Annotated in this window: 25 protein-coding genes; 9 read left to right on the forward strand and 16 right to left on the reverse strand. The window is 43.4% G+C overall.

Annotated elements, in window-relative coordinates:
• The first annotated feature begins 23 nt into the window (after nt 1-23).
• On the forward strand, nt 24-269 hold the full coding sequence (locus ACSU1N_RS01420) for a hypothetical protein (protein ID WP_440059851.1): 246 nt from the start codon (nt 24-26) through the stop codon (nt 267-269).
• 14 nt (nt 270-283) lie between these two features.
• On the opposite strand, the gene eno is transcribed toward ACSU1N_RS01420, so the two are convergent.
• The gene (gene eno / locus ACSU1N_RS01425) at nt 284-1600 is read right to left on the reverse strand and encodes a phosphopyruvate hydratase (protein ID WP_440059852.1); all 1317 of its coding nucleotides are present in this window, start codon (nt 1598-1600) and stop codon (nt 284-286) included.
• Between the two features lie 335 nt (nt 1601-1935).
• Here eno and ACSU1N_RS01430 point away from each other — a divergent pair, with 335 nt between their 5' ends.
• Together ACSU1N_RS01430 and ACSU1N_RS01435 are read left to right on the forward strand one after the other, a co-directional pair.
• Nucleotides 1936-2238, forward strand: a complete 303-nt coding sequence (locus tag ACSU1N_RS01430; protein WP_440059853.1) for a chromatin protein Cren7 — start codon at nt 1936-1938, stop codon at nt 2236-2238.
• The gene (locus ACSU1N_RS01435; protein ID WP_440059854.1) at nt 2231-2695 is read left to right on the forward strand and encodes a signal peptidase I; all 465 of its coding nucleotides are present in this window, start codon (nt 2231-2233) and stop codon (nt 2693-2695) included. The genes ACSU1N_RS01430 and ACSU1N_RS01435 overlap by 8 nt, the downstream gene beginning before the upstream one ends.
• Nucleotides 2696-2701: 6 nt before the next feature.
• On the opposite strand, the gene ACSU1N_RS01440 is transcribed toward ACSU1N_RS01435, so the two are convergent.
• The 4 genes from ACSU1N_RS01440 to thsA form a co-directional block, all read right to left on the reverse strand.
• Nucleotides 2702-4738, reverse strand: a complete 2037-nt coding sequence (locus ACSU1N_RS01440; protein WP_440059855.1) for a DNA topoisomerase I — start codon at nt 4736-4738, stop codon at nt 2702-2704.
• Between the two features lie 54 nt (nt 4739-4792).
• Nucleotides 4793-5908 carry a site-2 protease family protein gene (locus tag ACSU1N_RS01445; protein ID WP_440060317.1) on the reverse strand — a complete coding sequence of 372 codons (1116 nt, stop codon included), beginning with the start codon at nt 5906-5908 and terminating at the stop codon, nt 4793-4795.
• Complete coding sequence (locus ACSU1N_RS01450) at nt 5805-6119, reverse strand: DNA-directed RNA polymerase subunit K (RefSeq protein ID WP_440059856.1); 315 nt, start codon at nt 6117-6119, stop codon at nt 5805-5807. The genes ACSU1N_RS01445 and ACSU1N_RS01450 overlap by 104 nt, the downstream gene beginning before the upstream one ends.
• A gap of 71 nt (nt 6120-6190) precedes the next feature.
• Complete coding sequence (gene thsA / locus ACSU1N_RS01455; protein ID WP_440059857.1) at nt 6191-7858, reverse strand: thermosome subunit alpha; 1668 nt, start codon at nt 7856-7858, stop codon at nt 6191-6193.
• Between the two features lie 113 nt (nt 7859-7971).
• On the opposite strand from thsA, the gene ACSU1N_RS01460 reads away from it, so the two are divergent.
• On the forward strand, nt 7972-8325 hold the full coding sequence (locus ACSU1N_RS01460) for a thioredoxin family protein (protein ID WP_440059858.1): 354 nt from the start codon (nt 7972-7974) through the stop codon (nt 8323-8325).
• A gap of 214 nt (nt 8326-8539) precedes the next feature.
• Here ACSU1N_RS01460 and ACSU1N_RS01465 read toward each other — a convergent pair whose 3' ends face one another.
• The 7 genes from ACSU1N_RS01465 to ACSU1N_RS01495 form a co-directional block, all read right to left on the reverse strand.
• Nucleotides 8540-9220 (reverse strand): hypothetical protein, encoded by a 681-nt coding sequence (locus ACSU1N_RS01465; RefSeq protein WP_440059859.1) that lies wholly within the window; start codon nt 9218-9220, stop codon nt 8540-8542.
• Nucleotides 9221-9358: 138 nt separating this feature from the next.
• Nucleotides 9359-9685 carry a hypothetical protein gene (locus ACSU1N_RS01470; RefSeq protein WP_440059860.1) on the reverse strand — a complete coding sequence of 109 codons (327 nt, stop codon included), beginning with the start codon at nt 9683-9685 and terminating at the stop codon, nt 9359-9361.
• Nucleotides 9686-9741: 56 nt separating this feature from the next.
• Nucleotides 9742-10578 carry a metallophosphoesterase family protein gene (locus ACSU1N_RS01475; protein ID WP_440059861.1) on the reverse strand — a complete coding sequence of 279 codons (837 nt, stop codon included), beginning with the start codon at nt 10576-10578 and terminating at the stop codon, nt 9742-9744.
• Between the two features lie 125 nt (nt 10579-10703).
• The gene (locus tag ACSU1N_RS01480; protein ID WP_440059862.1) at nt 10704-11612 is read right to left on the reverse strand and encodes a hypothetical protein; all 909 of its coding nucleotides are present in this window, start codon (nt 11610-11612) and stop codon (nt 10704-10706) included.
• A gap of 306 nt (nt 11613-11918) precedes the next feature.
• On the reverse strand, nt 11919-13847 hold the full coding sequence (gatE, locus tag ACSU1N_RS01485) for a Glu-tRNA(Gln) amidotransferase subunit GatE (RefSeq protein WP_440059863.1): 1929 nt from the start codon (nt 13845-13847) through the stop codon (nt 11919-11921).
• Complete coding sequence (gatD, locus tag ACSU1N_RS01490; RefSeq protein ID WP_440059864.1) at nt 13847-15196, reverse strand: Glu-tRNA(Gln) amidotransferase subunit GatD; 1350 nt, start codon at nt 15194-15196, stop codon at nt 13847-13849. The genes gatE and gatD overlap by 1 nt, the downstream gene beginning before the upstream one ends.
• A 153-nt stretch (nt 15197-15349) precedes the next feature.
• Nucleotides 15350-15514, reverse strand: a complete 165-nt coding sequence (locus ACSU1N_RS01495; protein WP_440059865.1) for a 30S ribosomal protein S30e — start codon at nt 15512-15514, stop codon at nt 15350-15352.
• A gap of 95 nt (nt 15515-15609) precedes the next feature.
• Between ACSU1N_RS01495 and ACSU1N_RS01500 the strand changes: the two genes are divergently transcribed.
• From ACSU1N_RS01500 to ACSU1N_RS01520, 5 genes are read left to right on the forward strand one after another with little or no spacing between them, the layout of a single operon-like run.
• Nucleotides 15610-16830, forward strand: coding sequence for a C/D box methylation guide ribonucleoprotein complex aNOP56 subunit (locus tag ACSU1N_RS01500; protein WP_440059866.1), 1221 nt, complete (start codon nt 15610-15612; stop codon nt 16828-16830).
• Between the two features lie 5 nt (nt 16831-16835).
• A complete protein-coding gene (locus ACSU1N_RS01505; RefSeq protein ID WP_440059867.1) occupies nt 16836-17537 on the forward strand; it encodes a fibrillarin-like rRNA/tRNA 2'-O-methyltransferase in 702 nt (233 codons plus the stop codon).
• 31 nt (nt 17538-17568) lie between these two features.
• On the forward strand, nt 17569-18462 hold the full coding sequence (locus ACSU1N_RS01510) for a helix-turn-helix domain-containing protein (protein WP_440059868.1): 894 nt from the start codon (nt 17569-17571) through the stop codon (nt 18460-18462).
• A 9-nt stretch (nt 18463-18471) separates the two neighbouring features.
• Complete coding sequence (locus ACSU1N_RS01515; protein ID WP_440059869.1) at nt 18472-19035, forward strand: NTPase; 564 nt, start codon at nt 18472-18474, stop codon at nt 19033-19035.
• Nucleotides 19032-20207, forward strand: a complete 1176-nt coding sequence (locus ACSU1N_RS01520) for a N2,N2-dimethylguanosine tRNA methyltransferase (RefSeq protein WP_440059870.1) — start codon at nt 19032-19034, stop codon at nt 20205-20207. The genes ACSU1N_RS01515 and ACSU1N_RS01520 overlap by 4 nt, the downstream gene beginning before the upstream one ends.
• Before the next feature lie 18 nt (nt 20208-20225).
• Here ACSU1N_RS01520 and ACSU1N_RS01525 read toward each other — a convergent pair whose 3' ends face one another.
• From ACSU1N_RS01525 to ACSU1N_RS01540, 4 genes are all read right to left on the reverse strand, one after another.
• Nucleotides 20226-20639: a MarR family transcriptional regulator gene (locus tag ACSU1N_RS01525; RefSeq protein ID WP_440059871.1), complete on the reverse strand. Its 414-nt coding sequence runs from the start codon at nt 20637-20639 to the stop codon at nt 20226-20228.
• 110 nt (nt 20640-20749) lie between these two features.
• Entirely contained in the window at nt 20750-21643 is an 894-nt protein-coding gene (locus ACSU1N_RS01530; protein ID WP_440059872.1) for a transcription initiation factor IIB, read from the reverse strand.
• 9 nt (nt 21644-21652) lie between these two features.
• Nucleotides 21653-21916 carry an H/ACA ribonucleoprotein complex subunit GAR1 gene (locus ACSU1N_RS01535; RefSeq protein WP_440059873.1) on the reverse strand — a complete coding sequence of 88 codons (264 nt, stop codon included), beginning with the start codon at nt 21914-21916 and terminating at the stop codon, nt 21653-21655.
• A gap of 230 nt (nt 21917-22146) precedes the next feature.
• A complete protein-coding gene (locus ACSU1N_RS01540) occupies nt 22147-22437 on the reverse strand; it encodes a signal recognition particle protein Srp19 (protein WP_440059874.1) in 291 nt (96 codons plus the stop codon).
• Nucleotides 22438-22444 lie beyond the last annotated feature (7 nt).

A 22444-nucleotide genomic window follows, 5' to 3' on the forward strand; every position in this document is an offset into this window, starting at 1 on the left:
CCATTGAGAACAGGGGATAACGGATGGGGTTGAGCGTAGTATCACAAGTATTTAGTGGTGTAGCTAACGCGCTATCAGGGGCTGGAGGAGCGGGAGCAATATTATTCTTCATAGGGCTGTCTATAATACTAGTGATAGCATTATCGCTACTAGTGATCGGGCTGGTAAGGCTGATAAAAGCACTGCCTAATATGAGCGTTAGCGGCTTCCTGAAACTAATGATTGTTACAGCATCAGTGCTTATAGTCCTAGGCTTAATCCTACCGTAAAAATCTTTTTTAAGCTAAGGTTTCCTAGGAAACACCTTGAACCCTGGGTATTGCGGTTTCTCTACCTCTTCCTCTATTTCCAAGAGCCTATTGTATTTAGCCGTCCTCTCGCCTCTAGCGGGAGCCCCGGTTTTTATAAGGCCTGCTCTCACCCCGACAGCGAAATCGGATATGAAGGTGTCCTCGGTCTCCCCACTCCTGTGGCTTATAATCGTTCTAAGCCCAGAGCTTGAAGCGAGCTCTACCACTGTCAACGTCTCTGATACTGTTCCCACCTGGTTAACCTTAACCAATATTGCGTTAGCAGCTCTCATACTAATACCCTTCTTAAGCCTATCCGGGTTTGTCACGAATAAATCGTCGCCTACAACCAGTACTCTATTACCGAATTCGTTTGTGAACCTAGCGAATGTTTCGTAATCTTCTTCATGGAACGGGTCTTCAATACTCACAATTGGATAATCGCTAATTAGCCTACTATAGTACTCGATAAGAGAGTCGGCGTTTAACTCTGCTCCTTCTACAGTATACGTCTTTTTATCTGGATTGTAAAGTCTTGAACTCGCTACATCGAGGGCTATAGCAACCTGGTCTCCGGGGACGTAACCCGCCGATTTAATAGATGCTATCAACAGGTCTAGGGCATCCCTAGTCTTCTCCAGGGGCGGCGCGAACCCTCCTTCATCACCAACGTTGATAGCTTGTGGGCCATATCTCTCTTTAAGGATCTTCCTGAGCTCGCCATATATTTCCACGCTTGCTTTCAATGCTTCGCTGAAACTACTGAATCCAGCTGGCACGATCATAAACTCTTGGAAATCAAGCTTGTTACCAGCATGGAGCCCGCCGTTTATAATATTCAGCATAGGTACTGGGAGCAGGCTAGCGTATTTACCCCCTATATACTGGTATAGCGGTACTTCCATTGTTGAAGCAGCTGCTTTGATTACCGCGATGCTTGTAGCCACAATAGCGTTACCGCCGATCCGGGCTTTATTCTTAGTGCCATCTATCTCGATCATCTTCATATCGATCTCGTACTGTCTACGAGAATCCATCCCGATTAGAGCAGGCGCTAATATCCTATTTACATTATCTACAGCATTCCTAACACCCTTGCCCTGGAAATCCCTCCCGCCATCCCTTAGTTCTAATGCTTCATGGGTACCGGTTGAAGCGCCGCTTGGAGCATAGCCTACTCCTACACCTAGGCCTTCTGTCATTACTTTTACTTGAACCGTGGGATTACCCCTACTATCTAGAACCCATCTAGCTCTAACATTCTTTATTAGGAAGGACTCGCCGTATTCGGTATGTTGTAGAACGTGCAATCTCGACACCCGGGGGATTTAACCTATGTTATCAGCTACAATCTTTACAGTAATAACTTTAACTCTGGCTATGGCGATATATGAGTTGTTTACAATAAGCTGTTATAAGAAAATCAAGAATCCAGACATATATCTAGCTTACCCTACCGCACTATTATATACCGCACTAGCTATAAAGTTGATTAAATCGGGGATGCTGTCCCACCTAGTCATACTATCTGGTATCATTTTATTAACCCACTATACTATCGCAAAATTATTAGACAAAAAAGCATCAGTATTATTAACTCCATTCCTACTATACATTGTTCTAATAATACTGTTGTGGTGAAGGCATGAGTAAAAGAGGCTTATCATGCCCTAAGTGTGGTAGTACTGATATAACAATTGAGAAAACATGGCAGTTAGTCTCTCCAATACCGGATAGTGCGGGGAGGATTACAATTACTGTTATGGGGGTTGTGAGATGCAATAGCTGCGGATACAGGTGGAGAGCGACGATAAGCAAACTCAAGGTAGGAGGATCTAGCGTAGAGCTCGAAGGCGGTAAAAAGATTGAGCAGGAGGAGACTAGGAAGCCTAAGGAGATAGTGCTGGATCTAGACGAGATACTCTCTGGCGAGGAAGAAAATGGGTAAGAAACTATATCTTTTAGTAATCCTCTTGATGGTAGTCACCCCGCTAGTAAACACAGGATTGAGTTATGTCTCCGGCTCTAGTTTTAACGCACCGATAGCTGTTGTCGAAGGAACTAGCATGTATCCTTTGCTGAGAGAAGGAGACCTCGTATTTACCTATAAGCCCCCGCCCAACCAGATAAAGATAGGAGACATAATAATATATTCGGCTGGAGGCAAATTGATAATCCATAGAGTAATACGGGTTAACGTTATCGAAAACAACTATTATTACGTTACGCAAGGCGATAACAACCCTATCCCAGACTATATATACTTCGATATAGTTGATGGAGAGCCCGTGGGCGTCTCGTACCATAGGGTGGTAGGCGTTGTATTATCTATATCAGGACACACGTTTAAGATACCCTACTTAGGCTATCTCTCGATCTGGTATCACAAGCTCTTAGGGTCGTAAATGCAACTATAGCTTTCTCTCCCGTATAGCTTTCGCGACCTCAGCAATCCATTTACCCGAGGATTTCAGACTAGCGAGAAGTGAAATATATTCGCTGAAAGAAACCTCTTCCCTCCTACTCCACTCCTTGTATCCATCAATTATCTTATTGTATGCCATATAATGGTATTTACATAAGCCGTTAGAATACGCCTGCCTCGAACATATCTTGCATGATACCGGTGGTTTCAGAATATTTAGCCTAATAGCTAATTCTCTGCCAACATTTGCTTTATCCCTTTCAAATCTCGCGATAAGCTCTATAATAGTCTTCTTCGCCTTATCTATTACATCTTGTCTTTTGACCTTACCCAACCTAATATCTTCCAATGCTTTCTCAAACTCCCTTGTCAAATCCACTTTAGTTAGCTCCGGGAAGAATTCCGAGATCACCTCTGTTACACCCAAGCCTAGATCCGTTATATCGACCCCTTTCGAAGACGTTCTTAGATAGCCTCTTTCAAACAATGTTTCTATTATCCTCGCCCTAGTAGACTCCGTGCCGATCTCAACATGCTCCATCCACCTGAGAATACTCATTTTAGTAGGTTTAGCGGGAGGTTTTGTATATTTCTTCCTAACCGAGACATCTAATACCCTAACATACTCTCCTCTACTAAATAATGGAAGCTTCTTCTCAGGAATTTCATAGAAATCATAGTATTTCAGCCAGCCTTTTCTAACGAGGAACTCGCCCTCGCCTACAAACACCTCGCCTGGTATTTCAGTAGAGAAATAAACCTTCTGCTCAACAACCTCTGCATGACTGCTGAAAACAGCTAGAAATCTTTTCACCACAAGATCATATATCTTCAACATGTCGCTCGGAAGATTCCTAGGAGGGGGAACTCCTGTCGGGTATATTGCCGGGTGAGCAGGGTCATCCTTAGGGCCTTCTCTAGGTTTAAGCACTCCACCTGTCTCGCTGAGTAACTGGCGTACAAGGTTTGCATATGAGGGGTTGCTTGAGAGTTTGATTAGTATTCCTTTGTAATCAAGCGTGGGAGGCAGCTTCTGGCTGTTTGTACGAGGATAGCTTATTAGGGCTTCAAGATACAATTTCTCCGCGAGTTCCTGGGTCTTATAGGGGCTAAACCCGTAAATCCTATAGGCCTCCTCTTGCAAGTCGCCTAGGTTGAAAGGGTACGGGGGCGGTATTATTTTCTTCTTCTCGATATACTCCAATACCTTTACTTTACCCGATTTCTTAATCGACGAAGCAATTCTCAAGGCATCGGACTTCGAATCTAGTAATCCTTTCTCCCTGTGAGCGGTTATTCTAGACCCGTTCTTTTCCACGACAATACTTAATGCGAATACCGGGTAGGGTATGTGTAGGTTTCTCTCCTGGAGCAACGATACTACATAGGCTAACGTAGGTGTCTGAACCCTGCCCGCGCTTAGTACAATTCTCTTACCAACCACGCTTTCCACAGCCGACATCAGAGCCCTACTGATATTAATCCCCCAGAGCCAGTCTAGTTCATGCCTTGCTAAACCCGCTTCAACCATTTCAAAATCCAATCTACTCAGCTTCCTGAACGAATCCCTCAGCTCGGCAGGGGTTAGAGAAGAAAATTTTGCTCTATAAGCTTTTTCAATGTTACCAAAGAATTTTATGATGAGGAAGCCTATTACCGAACCTTCTATATCATAGTCGCACGCATTAACATAGTAGTCTGCATTCTTACAGACCTCGTTTAACGCTTTAACATAGTAGTATGTGTGTTTAGCTTCAGGATCGGTCTCGTATAGAGGGGTCCAATCGTATGAGAACACGGGATAGCCTCTAAGCCTTGTATTAAGGTTGAACAGGTGCCCAGCTGCGCTTGCAATAATTATTTCTATGTCTCTACCTCTATAGAAGTATACTGGAACCTTATATAGAAGAGTCTTGTTATAACTTGGTAAAACAGCTGATGCGATCTTACTTGCAGCCTTCGGCTTCTCCGCTATTACGACTACCCTTCCTTTCAGCGACCATATGTCTACATACTTGAGCAAGTATAGACACCAGGGTTATTGCCACTTGACTACAATAGTCTTTTCCAAAATACTTTATGGGATAGGAAATGTTAAAATCAGCATAACCAGATATAATACTAGGTATATTAGACCGGGTTTCCTACTATTCTGGTTAGCAGACCCTGGATGAGGGTATCTCCCAAACAATAGTTTAAATATTAGTGCTATAAAACCGATCCATAGGTAGATTCCTGATACAAGTCCTAGGAGCAGTAGAACACCTATCACTGCCCAGCCTATTAACTCGTAGGTAGACCCTGAAGTATAACTCCTTACGACATGGCCCCCATCTAATTGCCCTATAGGTATGAGGTTTAAGAATGTGACAAGGAACACGATATAGCTTATAAATGCTAGAGGGTGGAGTAGGATCGTGTAGTCCTTAGGAACGATAAAGTATTCTAGTAGCTGGAATACGAGGGGGATACCGTATAGAGGTGAAGCCTGCCCGGAAGCTACCATAGCCTGGGCTTGCTGGACTGTAACCGGCTGCGATAGTACTATTCCAATTGGCGCTATAACTAATCCGGCTAGAAAGCCCATGAGGGGGCCTGAGAGGCCTATTAGCGACAGGCTCCTCCTATCAGGCGGCAGGGTCCTCATGTTTATTACAGCGCCGAATGTACCTATAAAACCCAGTTGTATCGGCGGGGCTGGGATAAAGAACGGGCCATCAATGATAACCTTCCTACTCTTGCTCGCTAGGATATGGCCGAATTCGTGTACTGCTAGGGCAGATAGAAATATTATGGTATAGACCAGACCCCATACTAATGCTTCGTAGAGGCTGGTATAGAATGCTGTTGACAATCCATACCCTGATGCGAAAACCGTGGCGAATGTCGCTATGAATAAAGGTAACTTCCACTTAGACCTCTTCTTAGTAACGGGTACAAGTCTTATAACAGGTTTCTCGGAGATCAGCTGAAGAGCCATGAATCCTTTATCCATTGATTTCCCATAGATCGTCCTGAACAGATCTTCGCTCACAGGCTCAGATAACACAATATCTACGACTAAGCCCAGGCCTTCTAGAGAATGAGTGTTAATACCTTCTATCTTTACCCCAGCTGTCGAGAATAGATTCGAGATATCTCTTATTATCTCCTGAAAGAAGTCTTGATACTGGAACGAGTTCGAAGCTTCCATCACTTTTTCTCCTCTTAACAGACATTGGTAGCAGTCCTTTTAATAATTCTATTATAGCAATAGCCACAGGATCCTTATAGGGTAGGTTCGAAACATCTATTAAAGGAGGCGCCCCATGCGCTAGCTGGAGGGCTCTAGCCCCAACTATACGTGCCAGCTCAAACCTCGTAAGCCGGGCCTGGTATACTCTTTGGACTATGTTATCGCTCATATAATCACACCTAGAAACACATTAAATGCTGCGCTGAGAAGAGGAATTAGAAATAATCTTTAAAAAACTTTCTAGAAGCTTGTCTTAGACCCGGTCTCCTCTTCTTCTTTCTTGCCTTCTTTCTTCTCTTTCTCCTTCTCTTCTTTCTTTAACGGGCTAGCGGCTATAACATCATCTATTTTCAGGATGGTTACAGCTGCTTCGGCAGCCGTCTTTATCATACTGCTCTTCACTAGAACGGGTTCGACCACGTTTACAGCTGTCATATCTTCTTTCACAACCCCGTTTATGACGTCAATACCAGCGTTTAGTTTGCCCTCGCTATGTAATTGCCTAAGCTTCATCAGTGTCTCCAACGGGTCTAGCCCGGCTGTCTCAGCGAGTATTAGAGGTATTTCCTCTAGAGCTGATGCGAAAGCTTCGATCGCTAACTGTTCCTTACCACCGATCTTGGAAGCGTATTCTCTTAGCCTCATAGCTAGCTCTATTTCTACAGCCCCTCCTCCAGGTACGATCTTAGGCACGCGTAACACGTTTCTCAATACGTTTAAAGCATCTTTCAGACTCCTCTCTATCTCGTCTAAAACCATGTCGCTAGCTCCTCTAACAAGTATCGTGACAGCCTTCGGATTCTTGCAGCCTTCTACAAACACCATCTTATCGTTACCTACCCTTCTCTCCTCTACGAGGTCAGCGTACCCTAGGTCCTCTGGCTTTAAATCTCTAACACTACTTACAATCTTCCCGCCAGTAGCTCTCTCGAGTTTCTCGAGGTCGCTCCTCTTAACCCTCCTAACTGCTAGTATCCCTTTCTTAGCTAGATAGTGCTGGGCTACCTCGTCAATACCCTTCTGTGTGATAACGACATTAGCTCCAGTTGCAGCAATCTTCTCGACCATGTCCTTGAGAATCCTTGCTTCCTCCTCAATAAACGCATTCATTAACTCGGGGCTTGTTATATTGATTTTAGCAGTTATCTCCGGTTTCTCTACTTCGAGGGCAGCGTCTAATAAGGCTATCTTGGCTTTCTCAACCCTCCTAGGCATCCCTGGGTGGACTACCTCCTTATCAAGAACTATACCGTATACTAACTGGGTGTCTAATACATTCCCTCCTTTCTTCTTCTCGATCTTGACATCGTCTACTTTGAACTCGAATGTGTTATCCGGCTTCTTCTCGGCTACTGTCAGAGCTGCGTCGATAGCCATATTAGTTAGTTTCTCGCTTACAAGAGGGCCTCCAATATACTTGCTTGCAATAGTTGTCGAGACAACTTTCTTCAATGTTTCTCTATCAGTTGGGTCGACTTTAATAGCTATCTCGTCGAGTAGCCTTAGAGCCTCTTTTAATGCTTTCGTATATCCTTCGATTATAATAGTCGGGTGGATGTTCTGGTCGAGGAGCTCCTCGGCTTTCCTCAATAATGCACCTGCTAGTACTACAGCCGATGTAGTACCATCGCCGACTTCAGCATCCTGGGCTTTCGCTACCTCTACGAGTAATTTGGCAGCAGGGTGCTGAACTTCCATCTCTTTAACAATTGTAGCACCGTCGTTGGTAACAGTTACATCGCCAAAACTATCAACTAGCATCTTGTCTAGTCCGCGTGGTCCTAGACTGGTTTTCAATACCTCTGCTAGTGCTCTAGCAGCCATTATATTCGCTCTAAGAGCCTCTCTCCCAACAGTTCTCTGCGAGCCTTCTTTCAATATTAAGACCGGAATACCATACATCGCCATATTTAGCAACCCCCAGAACCGGTTTCGTTTATACGTGATGATATTGCTTCTATATAAACTTTACTCTGCTTGTTTTATAAGACTAGTTAGCGTAAGAATAAATGGGGATTATAGTGAGCATAGAGCTGACGTCGAGAGAAGAGCTTGACAGGGCTCTAAGTAACGACGAGCCTGTGATAATAGAGTACTACGACCCAAATAACTCGCTAAGTAATTTCTTCTCGGAGGTAGTTAAAGAATTAAGTAAGAGAGCTGACTCTAGACTACTCTTCTGTAAAATAAATATTAAATCACATCCAGAACTAGCCGAAGGGGTTGAAAAAGCGCCTGTGCTAAGAGTCTTCTATAAGAGAGAGATTATCTTCGAGCAGAAAGGGTGTTTCAGAAACTTTGAACTAGACCTCATGGTTCTCAGGAGAGGTATTAGATCGGTTTTCGAGAAAATAAACCTCCGGTTTAGGGTTTAAATAACAACCAGCCTCATTCTAGCCCACAAACTCTCCAAACTCTCCTAAAATCTTTAGTATAAAGAGCTACAAGGCAATTTATTACGATTGTTATTACGATTGCGAAAAGATAGTTGCAACACTAAGATAACCCATGACAGACCGATACCGAGTCGGGATATTGAGATAAATTTGCCCGCCTAGAACCTTGTATGAGTCCCCAATTCATTTTCTTCTAAATCGGTAGATCTCTGCTATTAATCTCCTCGATAATTCGAGCAGTTTCTGAAGGTTTAAGATATATTTGGAACAAAACCGCTGGTTTCGAAGGCTTATATAAAGGGTTGTACACGCCGTCTTCTCCTAACAATACATATCCTCTCTCTATAGAGAGCCTTAATTCGGCTATAGAACTTAACTTAAGGAATTCGGAGAATTTCTCTTCGAAGCCTAGCTGTTCTCTTACATATTTTTCTGAGACAACAGCCCCGCAGATATAGCATGAGTAGTCAGGCATTACAGAGTAGAACCCGCATCTAGGGCATTGGACAGGCGACCTTATCCCGTATTTCTCCCAGTTGTAACGGAGGAAAGAAACTAGATCCTCCCTCCCATAATCCCTTGCTAGCTTGTATAAGCGGCTGATCTCCCCTATTATAGCTCGTCCACCGTTTAATACAATGAACTCGAGTTGTTCAATAGATGGCTTCTCGCTGAGCTCCAGTAGCTTAGCCGAAATAAGCTCGTTAACCTGGGGTCTAAACCTCTTAATCCTCCTCAACACGGTTTCGACATCGGGTTTAGACGATAAACCTTGCGTTACGTAATCCAAAACCTCTAAGACTATCTTCCTAGCCTTATCTTCATCTAGCCCAAGCTGGGACAGTCCGACTGCTTCGTATACGTATGGATACATTTTATCGAGGAGGTCTTCTGCTTCAAAAGATTTCCTCCTAATAGTCTTCCTACGCGTCCTAGTCCTTTTAGCTTCTTTAACAGACTCCTCGCTTGCCTCTGCTTCTTTCTTACGCGTTTTCCTAGGTATAAAAACCCCCTAGACACCTTCCTCGCTCTGCGAAGTAGGCTCCAGCCTCCCAGTATCCCTCTCCTCTATGTACTGGGATACTAAGTAGCTTATAACAAGTTTCGCAATAGACGCCCTCCTCCTTAGATTCCTCAGTATCTTAAGGTATTTCTCGGCATCGCTCTTACCCCGGGTCTTCTTTATCAGTCTCTTTACAATGTAATTCAATATATCCTCGTACTCTGCTTCTATATCTATCTTATCCTCGTAGTATTCCTCTATGACTTCCTCGATAATATCGCCAAGCATCTCGTCAGTCATATCGAGAAACGCGTCTAGCGTTGACTGGCCTACCACGTTTAAGCGCCTCAGGTTCTTTTAAACATATAGTTAAGGAATCCTTATAAACTATCCTATTCGGTTCTAGCCTCGAATCTTTCTACTTCTACTATTCTGTTTGTGTATGTACTTATTTTGTATAATTCGTATACATACATATTATCCCTCCTGGCGATTTTCAGTAATCCCGCCACGCTAAACCCGTAGGGTGTTGGAGCGCTAAATACTGTTACAACCTTTCCTCCATGATTCAGTTTAAATCCTTCAACTGCTTCATGACCTCTAATCAGGATCTTGGTGTTAGTAGCTTTGAGAAACGCCTCGGTCGTTTTCCTACCGTATAAGAAGCCTGCACCTCTAATCGATTCAGCGAAAATAATCTCGTCTTCCCCGGGATCGCTCCACAGTATCGACTCAAGGTCTATGTCGTCAAACATTACGTCCCCGATAGATAACGCTTCCTCCAGGGTATTCGAGGAAACCGACCTATAAGGCGGGCCCCCGTGCAATAGTATAGCCTCATTTTCTAGTACCGCTACAAGAGGGAGCTTATTGAACAACCTATATGTTAGGTAAAGTATCTCGTTTGAACTATTATGGTAATACCTTTTAACAACGTATGGGAAGTCGTGTGGGTACGGCATTAGCCAAGGAGGCGGCTCGTGATTCCCTCTCAGAAGCACTAGTTTATCCGGGAACCTGTTTTTTAAATCGAGTACTGTTAGAAGAGTCTCGATCTGGTGGCCGCCTCTATCAACGTAGTCGCCTAGGAAGACGATTTTAATCTCCCTACCTCCCTCCTCACTCTCTAATCCAGTGAACTCCAATAGCTTTCTGAGCGCTGTGATATCGCCGTGTAAATCCCCTATCACATACATTTCATCAAAAGAGCTCGGGTCTATCTCTACCACCCCCGGCATCCTATATCTTAGACTACTGGTAGATCCGGTGATCTTTGTGGCTACCGATTTAACTATTCTTATATAGTTTTCCGGAGGGATAATTCCCATCGAGGACAGGGCCAATACATTCCTCCCTATGCTTGCACGAGAAATATTTCATAGCTTGTGAAATTATAAATTTCGTGGTATATGTGCGTAGAGTATAGGTTGAACGGGTTAACCCAGGCATGGACCACAGCTATTGTCGGAGAAGATTCAAGTAGGTTCACCTGGTCTATGCTAGTCAGGATTTTCAGATTCAATAACTCGGTTAACAGATCTCTGAGAACAGGAATGTTTGGACCGGAGACAATCATAATAGCGTAGCTCCCGCTCTGCTTGAAGACCAGCCTTTTCCTAATTAGCTTGTTCCGGACATGCCTATAATAATGGTTCAGGAAGCTAGGATAAGATATGCCTAAGCCGGTGTATTCATACAGCTCTCTAGTCTTCAGGCTTTTCGTTGCTGGATTATATTGTCTGAAAATAGTGTATAATATCGCTTCATCTACCGGGTCTATAACCGAGTTTCCTTCTACTAGACTATCGAATTCGACGAGTTCTAAAAAGCCGTTCTTCTTCAAAGGCACTAGGACGTTTTTGACCGTGCCCTGTAGAAGCGTTTTACAAACTCGTTTCCTAAAACCGTCGAGAACCAACCCTTCTCCAATAGATTTGTTGAAGACGTAAACTAAGAATAGTGGTCTTGAAGTAAAAGAATAGTAGACTATAGAAGGGCCCAAAGTGTTTAAACAGAGTTTTGGAAGCGTTTTCTGCGACATTGTTACAATATAGAACTCAACCTGCTTGATCCTGTGGAGCCCAGTGTTATAGTACTCGTATAAAACTCCCTGTTCCATAGCGTGATTAATGATCCTTGCAAGCCTATGATATGGAATGCCTAATCTATTGCAAGCCTCTCTAATATTTCTCAATTCTACAGATATATTGGAAAGGGTTTCAACTATCCTCATGTTGTCAGATATTCCACTCGAACCTGCCATAGCACTTCCTTAAGATTAATCCTAGATCTAGTAGCTCCTCGGGTAATTTAAACGCTACCCAGCGAAATTTTCGATACATCTGGCTCAGCGGCTACCATTTAAGTCATGCAGGATCCTTAGCGGCCAAGGATCCTCATCGCCATATATAATAATAAGAGTAAATTCCAAAAACCTTAAACGGCTTCTTACCTTCAGCACGCTCGTGTTATCTCATTCCCAGATTCGAGACGTTTTTCTCATCATACATACAAGCTCGGTCAAATGCCTTGCAATCATTTTTCATCGACGGGAGTATTCCTCATCGCATCATTTAATTAATTCACCTAGCCTCTTTTTAACTATTTCAGATACCGTAGAACCGTCGACTTTCCCTCTGAGGATTTTCATAGCTTCGCTCATGACTATATTAAACGCCTTATCGGGCTTTGCTTTAATTTTCTCTATATTGTCTTTAATGATTTTGTCTATAATCTCTACAACCTGGTCTCTGCTGACCACCGCTATATTAAGCTTTTTCACTATCTCGACAATACGCATAGACGGGTTTAGAGCAGCTTCTCTCAATATGTCTGGTATAGCCTCTTTCGCAACCACCCCGTTCGCTACAAGCTCTATTACTTCCTCGATATGGTAGTCATCTATATTCTCAATAGGGACACCTTCGTTCTCGAGCATTCTCAGGGTATTAGTTAATGTTGAAGCAATGAGAGAAGGTGCTACCCTGCCTCTCCATTTCTCAACCAGCTTCTCGTAGAGATCGAGTCTAAGGTCGTTCAATACCTTTAAAGCCAGTTCCCTACTCAGCCCATGATCCCTGACCAACCTGTCTAGTTTTACATCCAGAGGCTCGGGCATGATCTTTCTAGCCCTGCTTATCAAGTCATCGCTTACTAGAACAGGAGGGATATCTGTCTCGGGATACATCCTAGCCTTGCCAGGCCTTGGCCTCATATACCGTGAAGTTCCATCGGGATTCGCAGCTCTCGTCTCTTCGGGTACTCCGTCGAACGCTGTTTTAATCCTCTCTACGATTACGTCGAGAGCCTTCACCACCTTCTCTACGCGGTCTACTATTATGATAAACGCGTCTCTAACAGGGTCTAGGCTCAGGGTCTTGTAGATTGCTTCAACCTCTTCTCTCGTGATACCGTAACCAGGTAGCTCATCGCTGTGTATAATACCTCCTACCCCAGCCCAGACCCTGGCATAATCTGCTAGTTCGGAACCGAACCTTCTACCAGGCTGTAATTCGAATCCCAGGAGACCTTTGAACCCCTCTAGCTTTAGAACATAGGCTCTACTATTTTTATCCGACAGAGCTTTCCTAATGAGTTTCGACTGGGTGTTAGCGAAGAAGTCTGTAAGGTCGAAGTACTCTTTCCTAATATTCTCTTTACTAAGCCCTCTCTTCCTTAACTCGTCTCTTAGCTCTAATAGCCTGAGCTGCCTCAAAACCTCGTATTCGATTACTTTCGGTATGAGATACAGATGCTGTATTCCTTTGATCTCTACTTTACCACCACCCTCGATACTTATATTTACATCCTGCCTAATCGAGCCCAGACCGCGTTTAGCCTTCCCCGTAAGCCTCACGAGCTGGCCTAGTTTAAAAGCCACCCTCCTCGCTTGCTCAGGGCTATGGATATCCGGTGCTGTCGCGATCTCGACCAGCGGTATGCCCAGTCTATCCAGTTTATATACAGCCTCTCCTTCTTTCTCCTCGATTTTCCTAGCAGCATCTTCTTCTAAGCAGAGCGTCTGGATACCGATCCTACCCTCCTCGTCATCCATCCACCCGTTGACAGCTATAAGGCTCGTCCTCTGGAACCCGCTAACATTACTACCGTCTATAACGATCTTCCTCATCACATACACTTCATCGATTATCCTCATATTCAGAGCCATGGCTACAGCTAGTGCTACTTCCAGCGCTTCAGGGTTTAGGGAATGCGGTGGTTCCTCATCCGCCTCAACGAGACACGACGAGGTATTAGAGAACAAGTACTTGAATCTCCTACCCTTCCTCCACTCTAGTAGTGCGGCAGGGTCTACCTCCCCTATTTCACTCCTAGAAGGCCTCAGCTCCCTGTAGAAAACACTGTCTACACCTTCTTCTACCAATTTTGTCGGGCAATGGCAGAACAGTTTCCTGCTTGTATCAAGCTGCACATGGATTTCGAGGCCGACTTTTAAACCGATCCTCTTATAGTCTATTGATCCCGTGCTTAACCCCATTAATACCACCTAGGGAAGAGGTCGAGAGAGTGTCTATCGTTAATCTCGCCTTCCAGATTTGTTAGCATCCATTTTCTAACCTCGCTGATATTCCTAGTCTTACTGCCGAGAACCCATGATAATTTAACATATGCTACTTCAGGCAGCATGTCTTCTAACGGTATTACGCCGGCTTCAAGCAATCTCCTACCTGTCGAGTAGACGTTGAGATTTACGCGTCCGAAGAGGCATTGGCTTGTCATGACAACCGGTATCTCGTTTTCAATAGCCCTCCGAATAGAGTCTATTACCTTATTCGCTATATGTCCTAGCCCGCTTCCCTCGATAACTATCCCATGGAACCTCTTATCCACGAGGTAATCGATGATCTCGGATTGGATTCCAGGATAGGCTTTTACTATAGCGACCCGGTCGTCGAATCTAGCTTCTAGAACAGGCTGCCTATCTCTTTTCCTCTCCCTCCATATCCTACCTACGATCTTTACCTCCCCTTTGTAGGGGTCGACTAGGGCAATAGGTTTATCGTTCACTGATTGGAAAGCATCCCTCCTACTCGTATGCATCTTCCTTACTTTGACGCCTCTATGGACTGCTATAAGATCGTCTGAGGTAGAAGCATGCATAGCTACCACAGATTCAGCGAATGGTGCATTAGCAGCTGCTATCATAGCCCCTTTGAGATTCAGGATTGAATCGCTGCTAGGTCTATCACTACTCCTCTGGGAGCCAACGAAGACTACCGGAACAGGCTTCTCCCTTATAGCAAATGCTAGTGCTGAAGCAGAGTAAGCCATCATATCAGTACCGTGCGCGATAACGACACCGTCAGCACCCTGCTCTATCTCACGATATACTTCAAAGGCTAGTTTCTCCCAGTCGATTGGCGTAATATCCTCGCTGAATACCCTCATTACCTCCCTGACTTCGAAAAAGCCTATGTTCTCAAGGTCTGGCGCCCATTCTAAGAGCTCGCTTGTCGATAAGATAGGTATGACAGCCCCTGTCTCATAATCGATCTTGGATGCGATAGTACCTCCTGTCATTAGGATCGGGATCCTCTTACCGGTATGTGTATAGCCGGGTTTAGCTACATGCTGGGACTCCTGGCTCTTCTCTTTCTTAGCGAGCAGTTTTACTGTGTATCCTTCTCTTATCTTTATACCTACATTATACCCATTATCTAGTTTTAGCACTAGTATATCCTCGCCGCTTCTTATAGCGTATTTTGGCATAAGTATTCCTTCGAAGAATTCCCCATTACCTTCAACCCTGATTCTATCGCCTGGTTCGATACCAGCGTTCCTGAGAAGCAGTGCTAAACGACCCGTATATCCATGGTAGATTATCATGGTAGAGCATACCCTTACGTTATGAATGTGTTAAGAAAGAATATATCTGCAACGTGTCATTCAATATTTTGATATGATTATCTATGCTTAGAGTCCGGTATCTAACAACTAAAAAACGCTTTCTAACCGTTACACCCTTGGCTGGAACCGTCTTTAAGCCTGCATACTTATAGATTTCTGCTGGGGCGATAAAACCCTCCTAGTGTATTCTATTCTATTCCTGACCCTAGGCGGTTTATTCTTCCTCCCTTTAGGTGGTATCTTAGGGGTCTGACTCCTAACTTTACCCGCTTTAGTAAGCGAACCGTGGCTCGGCATACTGATACACCTCTATATTATGATTCTATTAATGTTAAAGGGTATTTATATAAGCCTGTTCCTATACAAAGATAGTGTTGAAAAACGGTGGAACGATGGCGAATATTTATTTCACACAGAACGTTGTAGGAGCTTTTGCTATAGATGAAGAAGGACACGTCATAGCATCAAGTTTCTCCCCGTTTAAATCAGATGAGATAATCGACTATTTACTCGATATTGAAGAAGGTAGGATGACGCAGCAAGCTAGAGAGGTCATGGATAAACTGAAATCTATGGGGTATAAGGAGGTCTATGTCGAGAATATGGATGATGCTAAAATAGCAAGCTCTCTCGAGCTCACGCCTAGGTTGGAGGCGAAACCATTACCTATAGTTAGATTCCGTGAGCAACTCCCGAAGATAGCGGTTGAAAACAACTTGGTTGCCTCCGAGGAAGAATATTACAACAGGCTCCACGAGATATCGCTGGAGTTAACTAGGAGGAAATTGAGGAAGGAGGCCCAAAAGAGAGACTTGCTCGCTGTACAGAGTATTAGGGCGATAGACGATATCGATAAAACGATCAACCTCTACGTGTCTAGGCTGAGAGAATGGTATAGCATACACTTCCCGGAGCTAGACGAGTTGGTTAAAGACCACGAGCTGTATGCTAGACTTGTCTACGAGCTCGGTGATAGGGAGAACTATAGCCCGGATAAACTCAAGAAGCTTGGTTTAGGCGGCGATATGGTAACCAAGATAACTGAAGCAGCTAAGAAGAGTATTGGAGCTGACTTAAGCGATTTCGATATCGAATACATTAGGAAACTCGCTGGAGTAATCTTAGACTTGTACGAGTTGAGGGAGACTCTTGAAGGGTATATAGATGCTGTAATGAAAGAGGTAGCGCCAAATATTACAGCAATTGTTGGAAGCAAGCTGGGTGCGAGACTACTGAGCCTAGCCGGTAGCTTAGAAGAACTTGCTAAATTACCAGCGAGCACTATCCAAGTATTAGGAGCTGAGAAAGCATTGTTCAGGGCTTTGAGAACCGGGGGGAAGCCTCCGAAGCACGGAGTAATATTCCAGTACCCTGCTATACACAAGAGCCCGCGCTGGCAGAGAGGTAAGATCGCTAGAGCCCTAGCTGCTAAGCTGGCGATAGCTGCCAAGGTAGACTACTATAGCGGTAGGTATATTGGCGACAAGCTCGTGAAGGAATTAGAAGAGAGGATAGAAGAAATAAAGAAACTATATCCGAAACCACCGCCTAAGAAACCCGAAGAAGCTAAGACGGAGAAGAAAGGTAGGAAAAGGGAGAGGGAGAAGAGGTGAACAAGATGAGCGAGGTTGTATCGGTTAAACCGCATGATAAATACTATGGTGTATACGTTGTCGAGTTAGACGATGGGAGCGTTAGGCTTGCGACGAAGAACCTTATCCCAGGCTATAGAGTATACGGTGAGAGGCTGTTTAGATTCGAAGGGGTCGAATACCGTGAATGGAACACGTATAGGAGCAAGCTGGCTGGGGCACTAGCTAATGGTTTAAGCGAGCAACCGATCAGAGAAGGTCACAAGATACTATACCTGGGGGTTGCTACTGGGACTACGGCAAGCCATATTTCGGATATTATAGGATTGAATGGTAGGATATACGGTGTAGAATTTGCGCCGAGAGTAATGAGGGAGTTTGTAGTACTCGCCGATGTAAGACGTAACCTATATCCTATTCTAGCCGATGCTAGAAAACCCCACCTCTACAGACATCTCGTAGAGATTGTAGACGGTATATACGCAGATATTGCGCAACCCGAGCAGGCATCCGTAGTAGCAGATAATGCCGACCTCTTCCTGAGAGACGGCGGCTACCTGTTGCTTGCGATCAAAGCCAGGAGTATTGACGTAACGAAAGAACCTAGCGAAGTGTATAAGAGAGAGATCGAGACCCTTAAGAATAGAGGGTTCGAGATCATAGACGTTGTCCATCTCGAGCCATACGATAAAGATCATGCCATGGTATATGCTAGATTCAGGAGATAAACGATTATATACACTATACACGGGGTGAGCAATGAAGCATAAGACCCTGGATGAATTACTTGAAGACGTATTAAGCTTGCTTAGCAAAGCGGGTTTTACAGTTGAGGCTATAACGTACCCAGAAGATAAGAGAAGCGTGGATATTGTGGGTAGAGCACAGGATAAGAAGATAATTCTAAAAGTTACACACGATTCCTCGCGATTAAGCAGAAGAGAGTTAGAGGATTTAAAGAAAATGTCTTCTACATATAGAGCATCTGCGTTGATCGTAGCTGAAAAATACAGGAGGAACAATATTGAAGACGATGTAGTCTACGTGAGGAATAAAGTGTATGTCGTTAACAAGAACCTTCTCGAAAACTATTTCCTGAAAAAAGACAAGCCTATAATAATAAATGTAAGAGGCTCGTATCTCCTGAGAATAAATAGCAATAAATTCATTAAGAAAAGGCTCGAACTCGGCCTCTCGAGAAGCGAAGTGGCAAATAGGCTCCAGGTAACTAGAGAGCTCATCTACCAGTACGAGACCAGACGCTCGATGACATCTATTCAAACAGCCTTGAGAATAGCTAGGCTCATGGGCGAAGATGTTTTCGAAGAAATAGACTTAATGAAAGAGAGCGTGTTCAACGAGCAAGAACATACCGTAGAAGATAGAGTTTTGAAAGAGATAAAGGAATTTTTAGGAACCAGTGAAGTAAGATACTACGAGTTTAAGACTGCTCCCATAGATGGGGCTATAGTAAAAGAAGATAAAACAGTGTCGATCATCAATTTAGAAGGAATAGATCGTGACGAAAGTGATAGTAAAACAGAAAATGCGATCAAAATATCTAATATGACAAGATCTATACCGGTATTCATACGTGGAAAGAACGATATCGTCAGGGTTAAGGATATTATTATGGAGATTATGAGAGAGTAAGTGGGCTTAATGAAATATTCCTTAGTGATTACAGGTAGGCCTGGCATCGGTAAGTCGACTCTTTTCAATAAAATTATACAGAGTATAAAAGAGAACGGTTTGAAAGTATCCGGTATCATCACACTTGAGGAGCGGGATAGTAGTGGCCAGCGGGTTGGATTTAAAATAATTGATCTCTCGAGCGGTGAATGGGCCTGGCTAGCACGGAAAGATTATTACTCTAGCATAAGAGTAGGCTCCTACGGTGTTATAGTCGATGAATCGTCTAGGATTATTAGAAGAGCCTTAGACAAAGGAGTAGTGTTAAATAGTGATGTAATCGGGATTGACGAGATCGGTCCTATGGAGCTCAAAATCCCTGTTTTCAAACCACTTCTATTAGAGGCGTTGAAAACAGGGAAACCTCTTATCGCAGTAGTACACTACAGGCTATCGGATCCTGAGATTCTAGGGTTACTTGAGAATTCTGAAAAAGTTGTTATTACGCTAGAGAATAGAGACATCCTCATGGATCAATTACCTAAGAAAGTTGCCGGAGACCTCCTAAAGAAGGTTCGAGGAGCAGGTAAATGATTATTAAAGAAAGCATTATAGTAGAAGAAGGCTTGGCAAAAATATATATACCGAATCCTTCCAAGTACGTTAGAGAAGACGGTGTAGTCGAACCGGCTTGGATGCCTGTTTTCTACAACCCTGAAGCCAGGTTCTCGCGAGATATAACCATTCTAGCCCTTCTAGCTTTCTTCGATGGCAAGAGTTTTTACTTCGTAGACCTTCTAGCAGGGACAGGTGTTAGAGGTATTAGAATAGCTCTAGAGACAGGTGGCCAAGGCATCGTCAACGACGTAGATCCTAGAGCCTACGGATATCTCGTGGAGAATATCCGTTATAACAGGGTTGAGAACAAGGTTGTAGCGGCAAACATGGAGGCTAACGCCCTTTCGAATCTCCTAACATTCACCGGCTTATTCGTAGACTATATGGATATAGATCCTTACGGCTCCCCCATTCCTTTTATTGATAACGCTATTAAACCACTAGGCAAGACGGCTTTACTAGGTGTTACAGCAACAGATAAAGGTCCTCTGACTTGTGTTCATAAAGAGAAGGCTCTGAAGAGATACTGGATAGAGTGCGCTAACATAGATTTCGGAAATGAGCTCGGGATTAGGCTCTTGACATATAATATCGCTTTGAGAGCTTCCTCGCAGAATCTCACTATTAAACCAATCCTATACCTGAGTAAATCCCACTATTATCGTATGTTCTATGTAGTCGAAAGGAAGAATCCTTCGAAAACGCTATCGGAATGCAAAGGGTTTATATGGTATTGTCCCCAAACGCTCGAGAGAGGTTTCACCAGGAATGTGCCAGGAAGCGTTTCATGCAGCGATGGTTCAACCCCCTTATTCATCGGACCGGTTTGGATATGCCCGGTGGCATCTATAGAATTCGTATCAAAACTGGAAGAAAAATTAGGAAAAGCTGATTGGTTGAAAAATAAGGATGTCATCAATTATATCAGATACATGAAGGAAGAATCAATAGTTAACGAACCTTATGTAAGGCTAGACCTTCTGTGTAAAAAGTACAAGGTGAATATGCCTAAAATTCCGTCACTTATAGAAAAAATCAGGAGCCTGGGTTATATCGCGGCTAGGACGCATCTCGACCCTAGGGGTATAAAAACTAATGCGCCTATCAGGGAGTTAGAAAAGCTACTTTACAATAAGGATTTCAACTAAGTTTCTCGGTGAAGTAGTTCAGCGATGCTTAATCCTCGTTTTAAACCATTCGTTTATAAACTGGCAGTTAGTTGGATCGTAAAATCCTCCTTCATAACACCTATTAATATAAGGGCAATATACGCAAGGGATTTCAACCACTTCTTGGACAATATTCTCAACTAACTTTCTCTTCACTATAGTAGCATACAAACTGGTTTTACCTTGTTCTGTTATATTATGGATATTGACGATAATTCTATACGTCCTCCTACCTTTGTATACCAGCGGCTCTCTCTGAATCAAACCTTCGTCTTCAAGTTTCTTTATAACCCTTGATACTTCCTTACTATTCAATCCAAGGGTTTTACTAATCTCGCTCTGAATAATGTCTCTTCCTTCGTTTTCAATAAGGAATTCCAGTATCTTCTCGTCTATAGAATAACTGTCCATAGGATCAATCCTTGCAGTAGTCAACTTTCTCGGGACTCAAGTTACTCCAGACAATATATTTTCGATTTAGAAGGCTTTATATTTTGATACTAAAAAACAATAAGATTAATCTACATAAGGACTATAATATCCAGGTTTTTAACGATCTCACTATAGGAATTCCTAATAGCTACATCTGTTAGCCCAACGCTCTTAGCTATATCGATCTGGGTTTTCCTATGACCTGTAATTATCGAAGCCACATAGACGGATGCGGCTGCGAGACTTGATAATCCTTTACCACTAACCAGGTTGTATCTACTTATTTCGTCAACGATCTTACTAGCTATCACATCTGTCTCGGGCGGTAGGTTTACCTTTTTAACAATATAAGAGATTATAGTCTGAGGGTCTTGCTTATTCAATTTTTTATTTAGATCCTTTACCTCTTCACTTATCAGTTTTATAGCATCCCATATCTCTTGTGGTTCGACTCCTAGCTCGCTTGCAAACTGTTTCAGCGGACGTGGATGCCCATGCACTTTATAAGATATATATAAAGCGCCTACAGCAAGCCTCCTGAGAGTCTTCTCTTTGTAATTCTTGTTTTTAACAGCTTCTCTTAACAGCTCGGCAGCTGTTTCAGATACAGACGATGGGGGTTTAACTATTTTGATCAACTCGTTCAGGTGTTTCAGAGCCTTCTCGACAATCCTCTCATCTTTGTCTACTCTAACATCCTTCTGCCTAGCAACCCAGCTCCTACCTTCTTTAACGTGTTTTATAACCCTCCCCGTTATCTCTGTACCCCCGATCCCTTGGTCGTGAACCCTGTGAGTGAAAGAGCCGCTTACTCTAGGCACGCTATTATCCTTGGCAATAGTTTCTATACCGTAATCAACCGGTTTATCATCTAGAACCGTCCCGCAGACAGGGCAAACGTACGCGTTTATAGAAGGGTCAAATATGATAGACCTGCTACCGCAGACAGGGCAGGTTAGGACGGTGCTGTCTAATTTTACCATATCTCATACTCACCTTCCTTTCGACCTTTCTTTTCTAACATGCTCGTAGTATACAAGGTAGTCTCTAATCGTCGCCGCCAGGTCTTTAGATTCTAGCTTAACTATGATCCTAGGGTCTTCAACTCTACCAATTATATCTACTATTTTACCTAAACGCCTAAGGTTTGAATCATAGACGCGGCTACCTATAAGATCTTCTCTAACGCCTATAGAAGGCTTAATTACTAGAAATCCTTCCCTGCCTATGACTTCTATAATCCCAAGCTTCTTCAATAAATAATCCCCTGCTGGTAATACCTCTACGTCCAGGGTTTTAAACGATTAGACTATAATAGCTATGACGAGCCTATTAAGCCGTATTATATTGTTTCTTCCAACATTCTTTTTAAAACAGCAATAATACGATTTCCAAATTATTATTGTAAATAATTATAAGGGGAAAAGGCATATCTATGTTATTTTACGCTAGAAGACTTTTTCACTATACAAAATTTTTTCTAAGATTATGATCTCATCTTCTTAATCTCTTGAGCGATCATTCTTAGTATCTTAGTCTTGGGAGCTTTTTTATCGACGATCACCCTCCCCATCCTCCTCCACATTCTAGGATATCTCTTACCCGGTTCTACCTCGGGGTTTAAACCCAGCTTTTTAGCAGCCTCAGTTATTTCTTCGATAGTTGGGTTAGAGACACAGAGGTTTCTCGGGAGCCTTCTACCCAGTCTCCTCGTATAGGAGCAGTCGATATAGATCGGGTAAATAACTATTTTCTCCTTTATGAAATCCCTGCTCAAAAACACA

Origin of the sequence: Thermogladius sp. 4427co (assembly GCF_051933805.1) — an archaeon.
Taxonomy (GTDB): Archaea; Thermoproteota; Thermoprotei_A; order Sulfolobales; family Desulfurococcaceae; genus Thermogladius.

Bases quoted from the DNA above. Each gene is read 5' to 3' on its own strand.
- ACSU1N_RS01515 (WP_440059869.1), top strand. From the start codon at position 18,472: ATGAAATATTCCTTAGTGATTACAGGTAGGCCTGGCATCGGTAAGTCG.
- ACSU1N_RS01495 (WP_440059865.1), bottom strand. From the start codon at position 15,514: ATGCCGAGCCACGGTTCGCTTACTAAAGCGGGTAAAGTTAGGAGTCAG.
- ACSU1N_RS01480 (WP_440059862.1), bottom strand. From the start codon at position 11,612: ATGGCAGGTTCGAGTGGAATATCTGACAACATGAGGATAGTTGAAACC.
- ACSU1N_RS01435 (WP_440059854.1), top strand. From the start codon at position 2,231: ATGGGTAAGAAACTATATCTTTTAGTAATCCTCTTGATGGTAGTCACC.
- thsA (WP_440059857.1), bottom strand. From the start codon at position 7,858: ATGGCGATGTATGGTATTCCGGTCTTAATATTGAAAGAAGGCTCGCAG.
- ACSU1N_RS01420 (WP_440059851.1), top strand. From the start codon at position 24: ATGGGGTTGAGCGTAGTATCACAAGTATTTAGTGGTGTAGCTAACGCG.
- ACSU1N_RS01430 (WP_440059853.1), top strand. From the start codon at position 1,936: ATGAGTAAAAGAGGCTTATCATGCCCTAAGTGTGGTAGTACTGATATA.
- ACSU1N_RS01505 (WP_440059867.1), top strand. From the start codon at position 16,836: ATGAGCGAGGTTGTATCGGTTAAACCGCATGATAAATACTATGGTGTA.
- ACSU1N_RS01520 (WP_440059870.1), top strand. From the start codon at position 19,032: ATGATTATTAAAGAAAGCATTATAGTAGAAGAAGGCTTGGCAAAAATA.
- ACSU1N_RS01500 (WP_440059866.1), top strand. From the start codon at position 15,610: ATGGCGAATATTTATTTCACACAGAACGTTGTAGGAGCTTTTGCTATA.
- gatE (WP_440059863.1), bottom strand. From the start codon at position 13,847: ATGGGGTTAAGCACGGGATCAATAGACTATAAGAGGATCGGTTTAAAA.
- gatD (WP_440059864.1), bottom strand. From the start codon at position 15,196: ATGATAATCTACCATGGATATACGGGTCGTTTAGCACTGCTTCTCAGG.
- ACSU1N_RS01525 (WP_440059871.1), bottom strand. From the start codon at position 20,639: ATGGACAGTTATTCTATAGACGAGAAGATACTGGAATTCCTTATTGAA.
- ACSU1N_RS01530 (WP_440059872.1), bottom strand. From the start codon at position 21,643: ATGGTAAAATTAGACAGCACCGTCCTAACCTGCCCTGTCTGCGGTAGC.
- ACSU1N_RS01450 (WP_440059856.1), bottom strand. From the start codon at position 6,119: ATGAGCGATAACATAGTCCAAAGAGTATACCAGGCCCGGCTTACGAGG.
- ACSU1N_RS01510 (WP_440059868.1), top strand. From the start codon at position 17,569: ATGAAGCATAAGACCCTGGATGAATTACTTGAAGACGTATTAAGCTTG.
- ACSU1N_RS01465 (WP_440059859.1), bottom strand. From the start codon at position 9,220: ATGTATCCATACGTATACGAAGCAGTCGGACTGTCCCAGCTTGGGCTA.
- ACSU1N_RS01445 (WP_440060317.1), bottom strand. From the start codon at position 5,908: ATGGAAGCTTCGAACTCGTTCCAGTATCAAGACTTCTTTCAGGAGATA.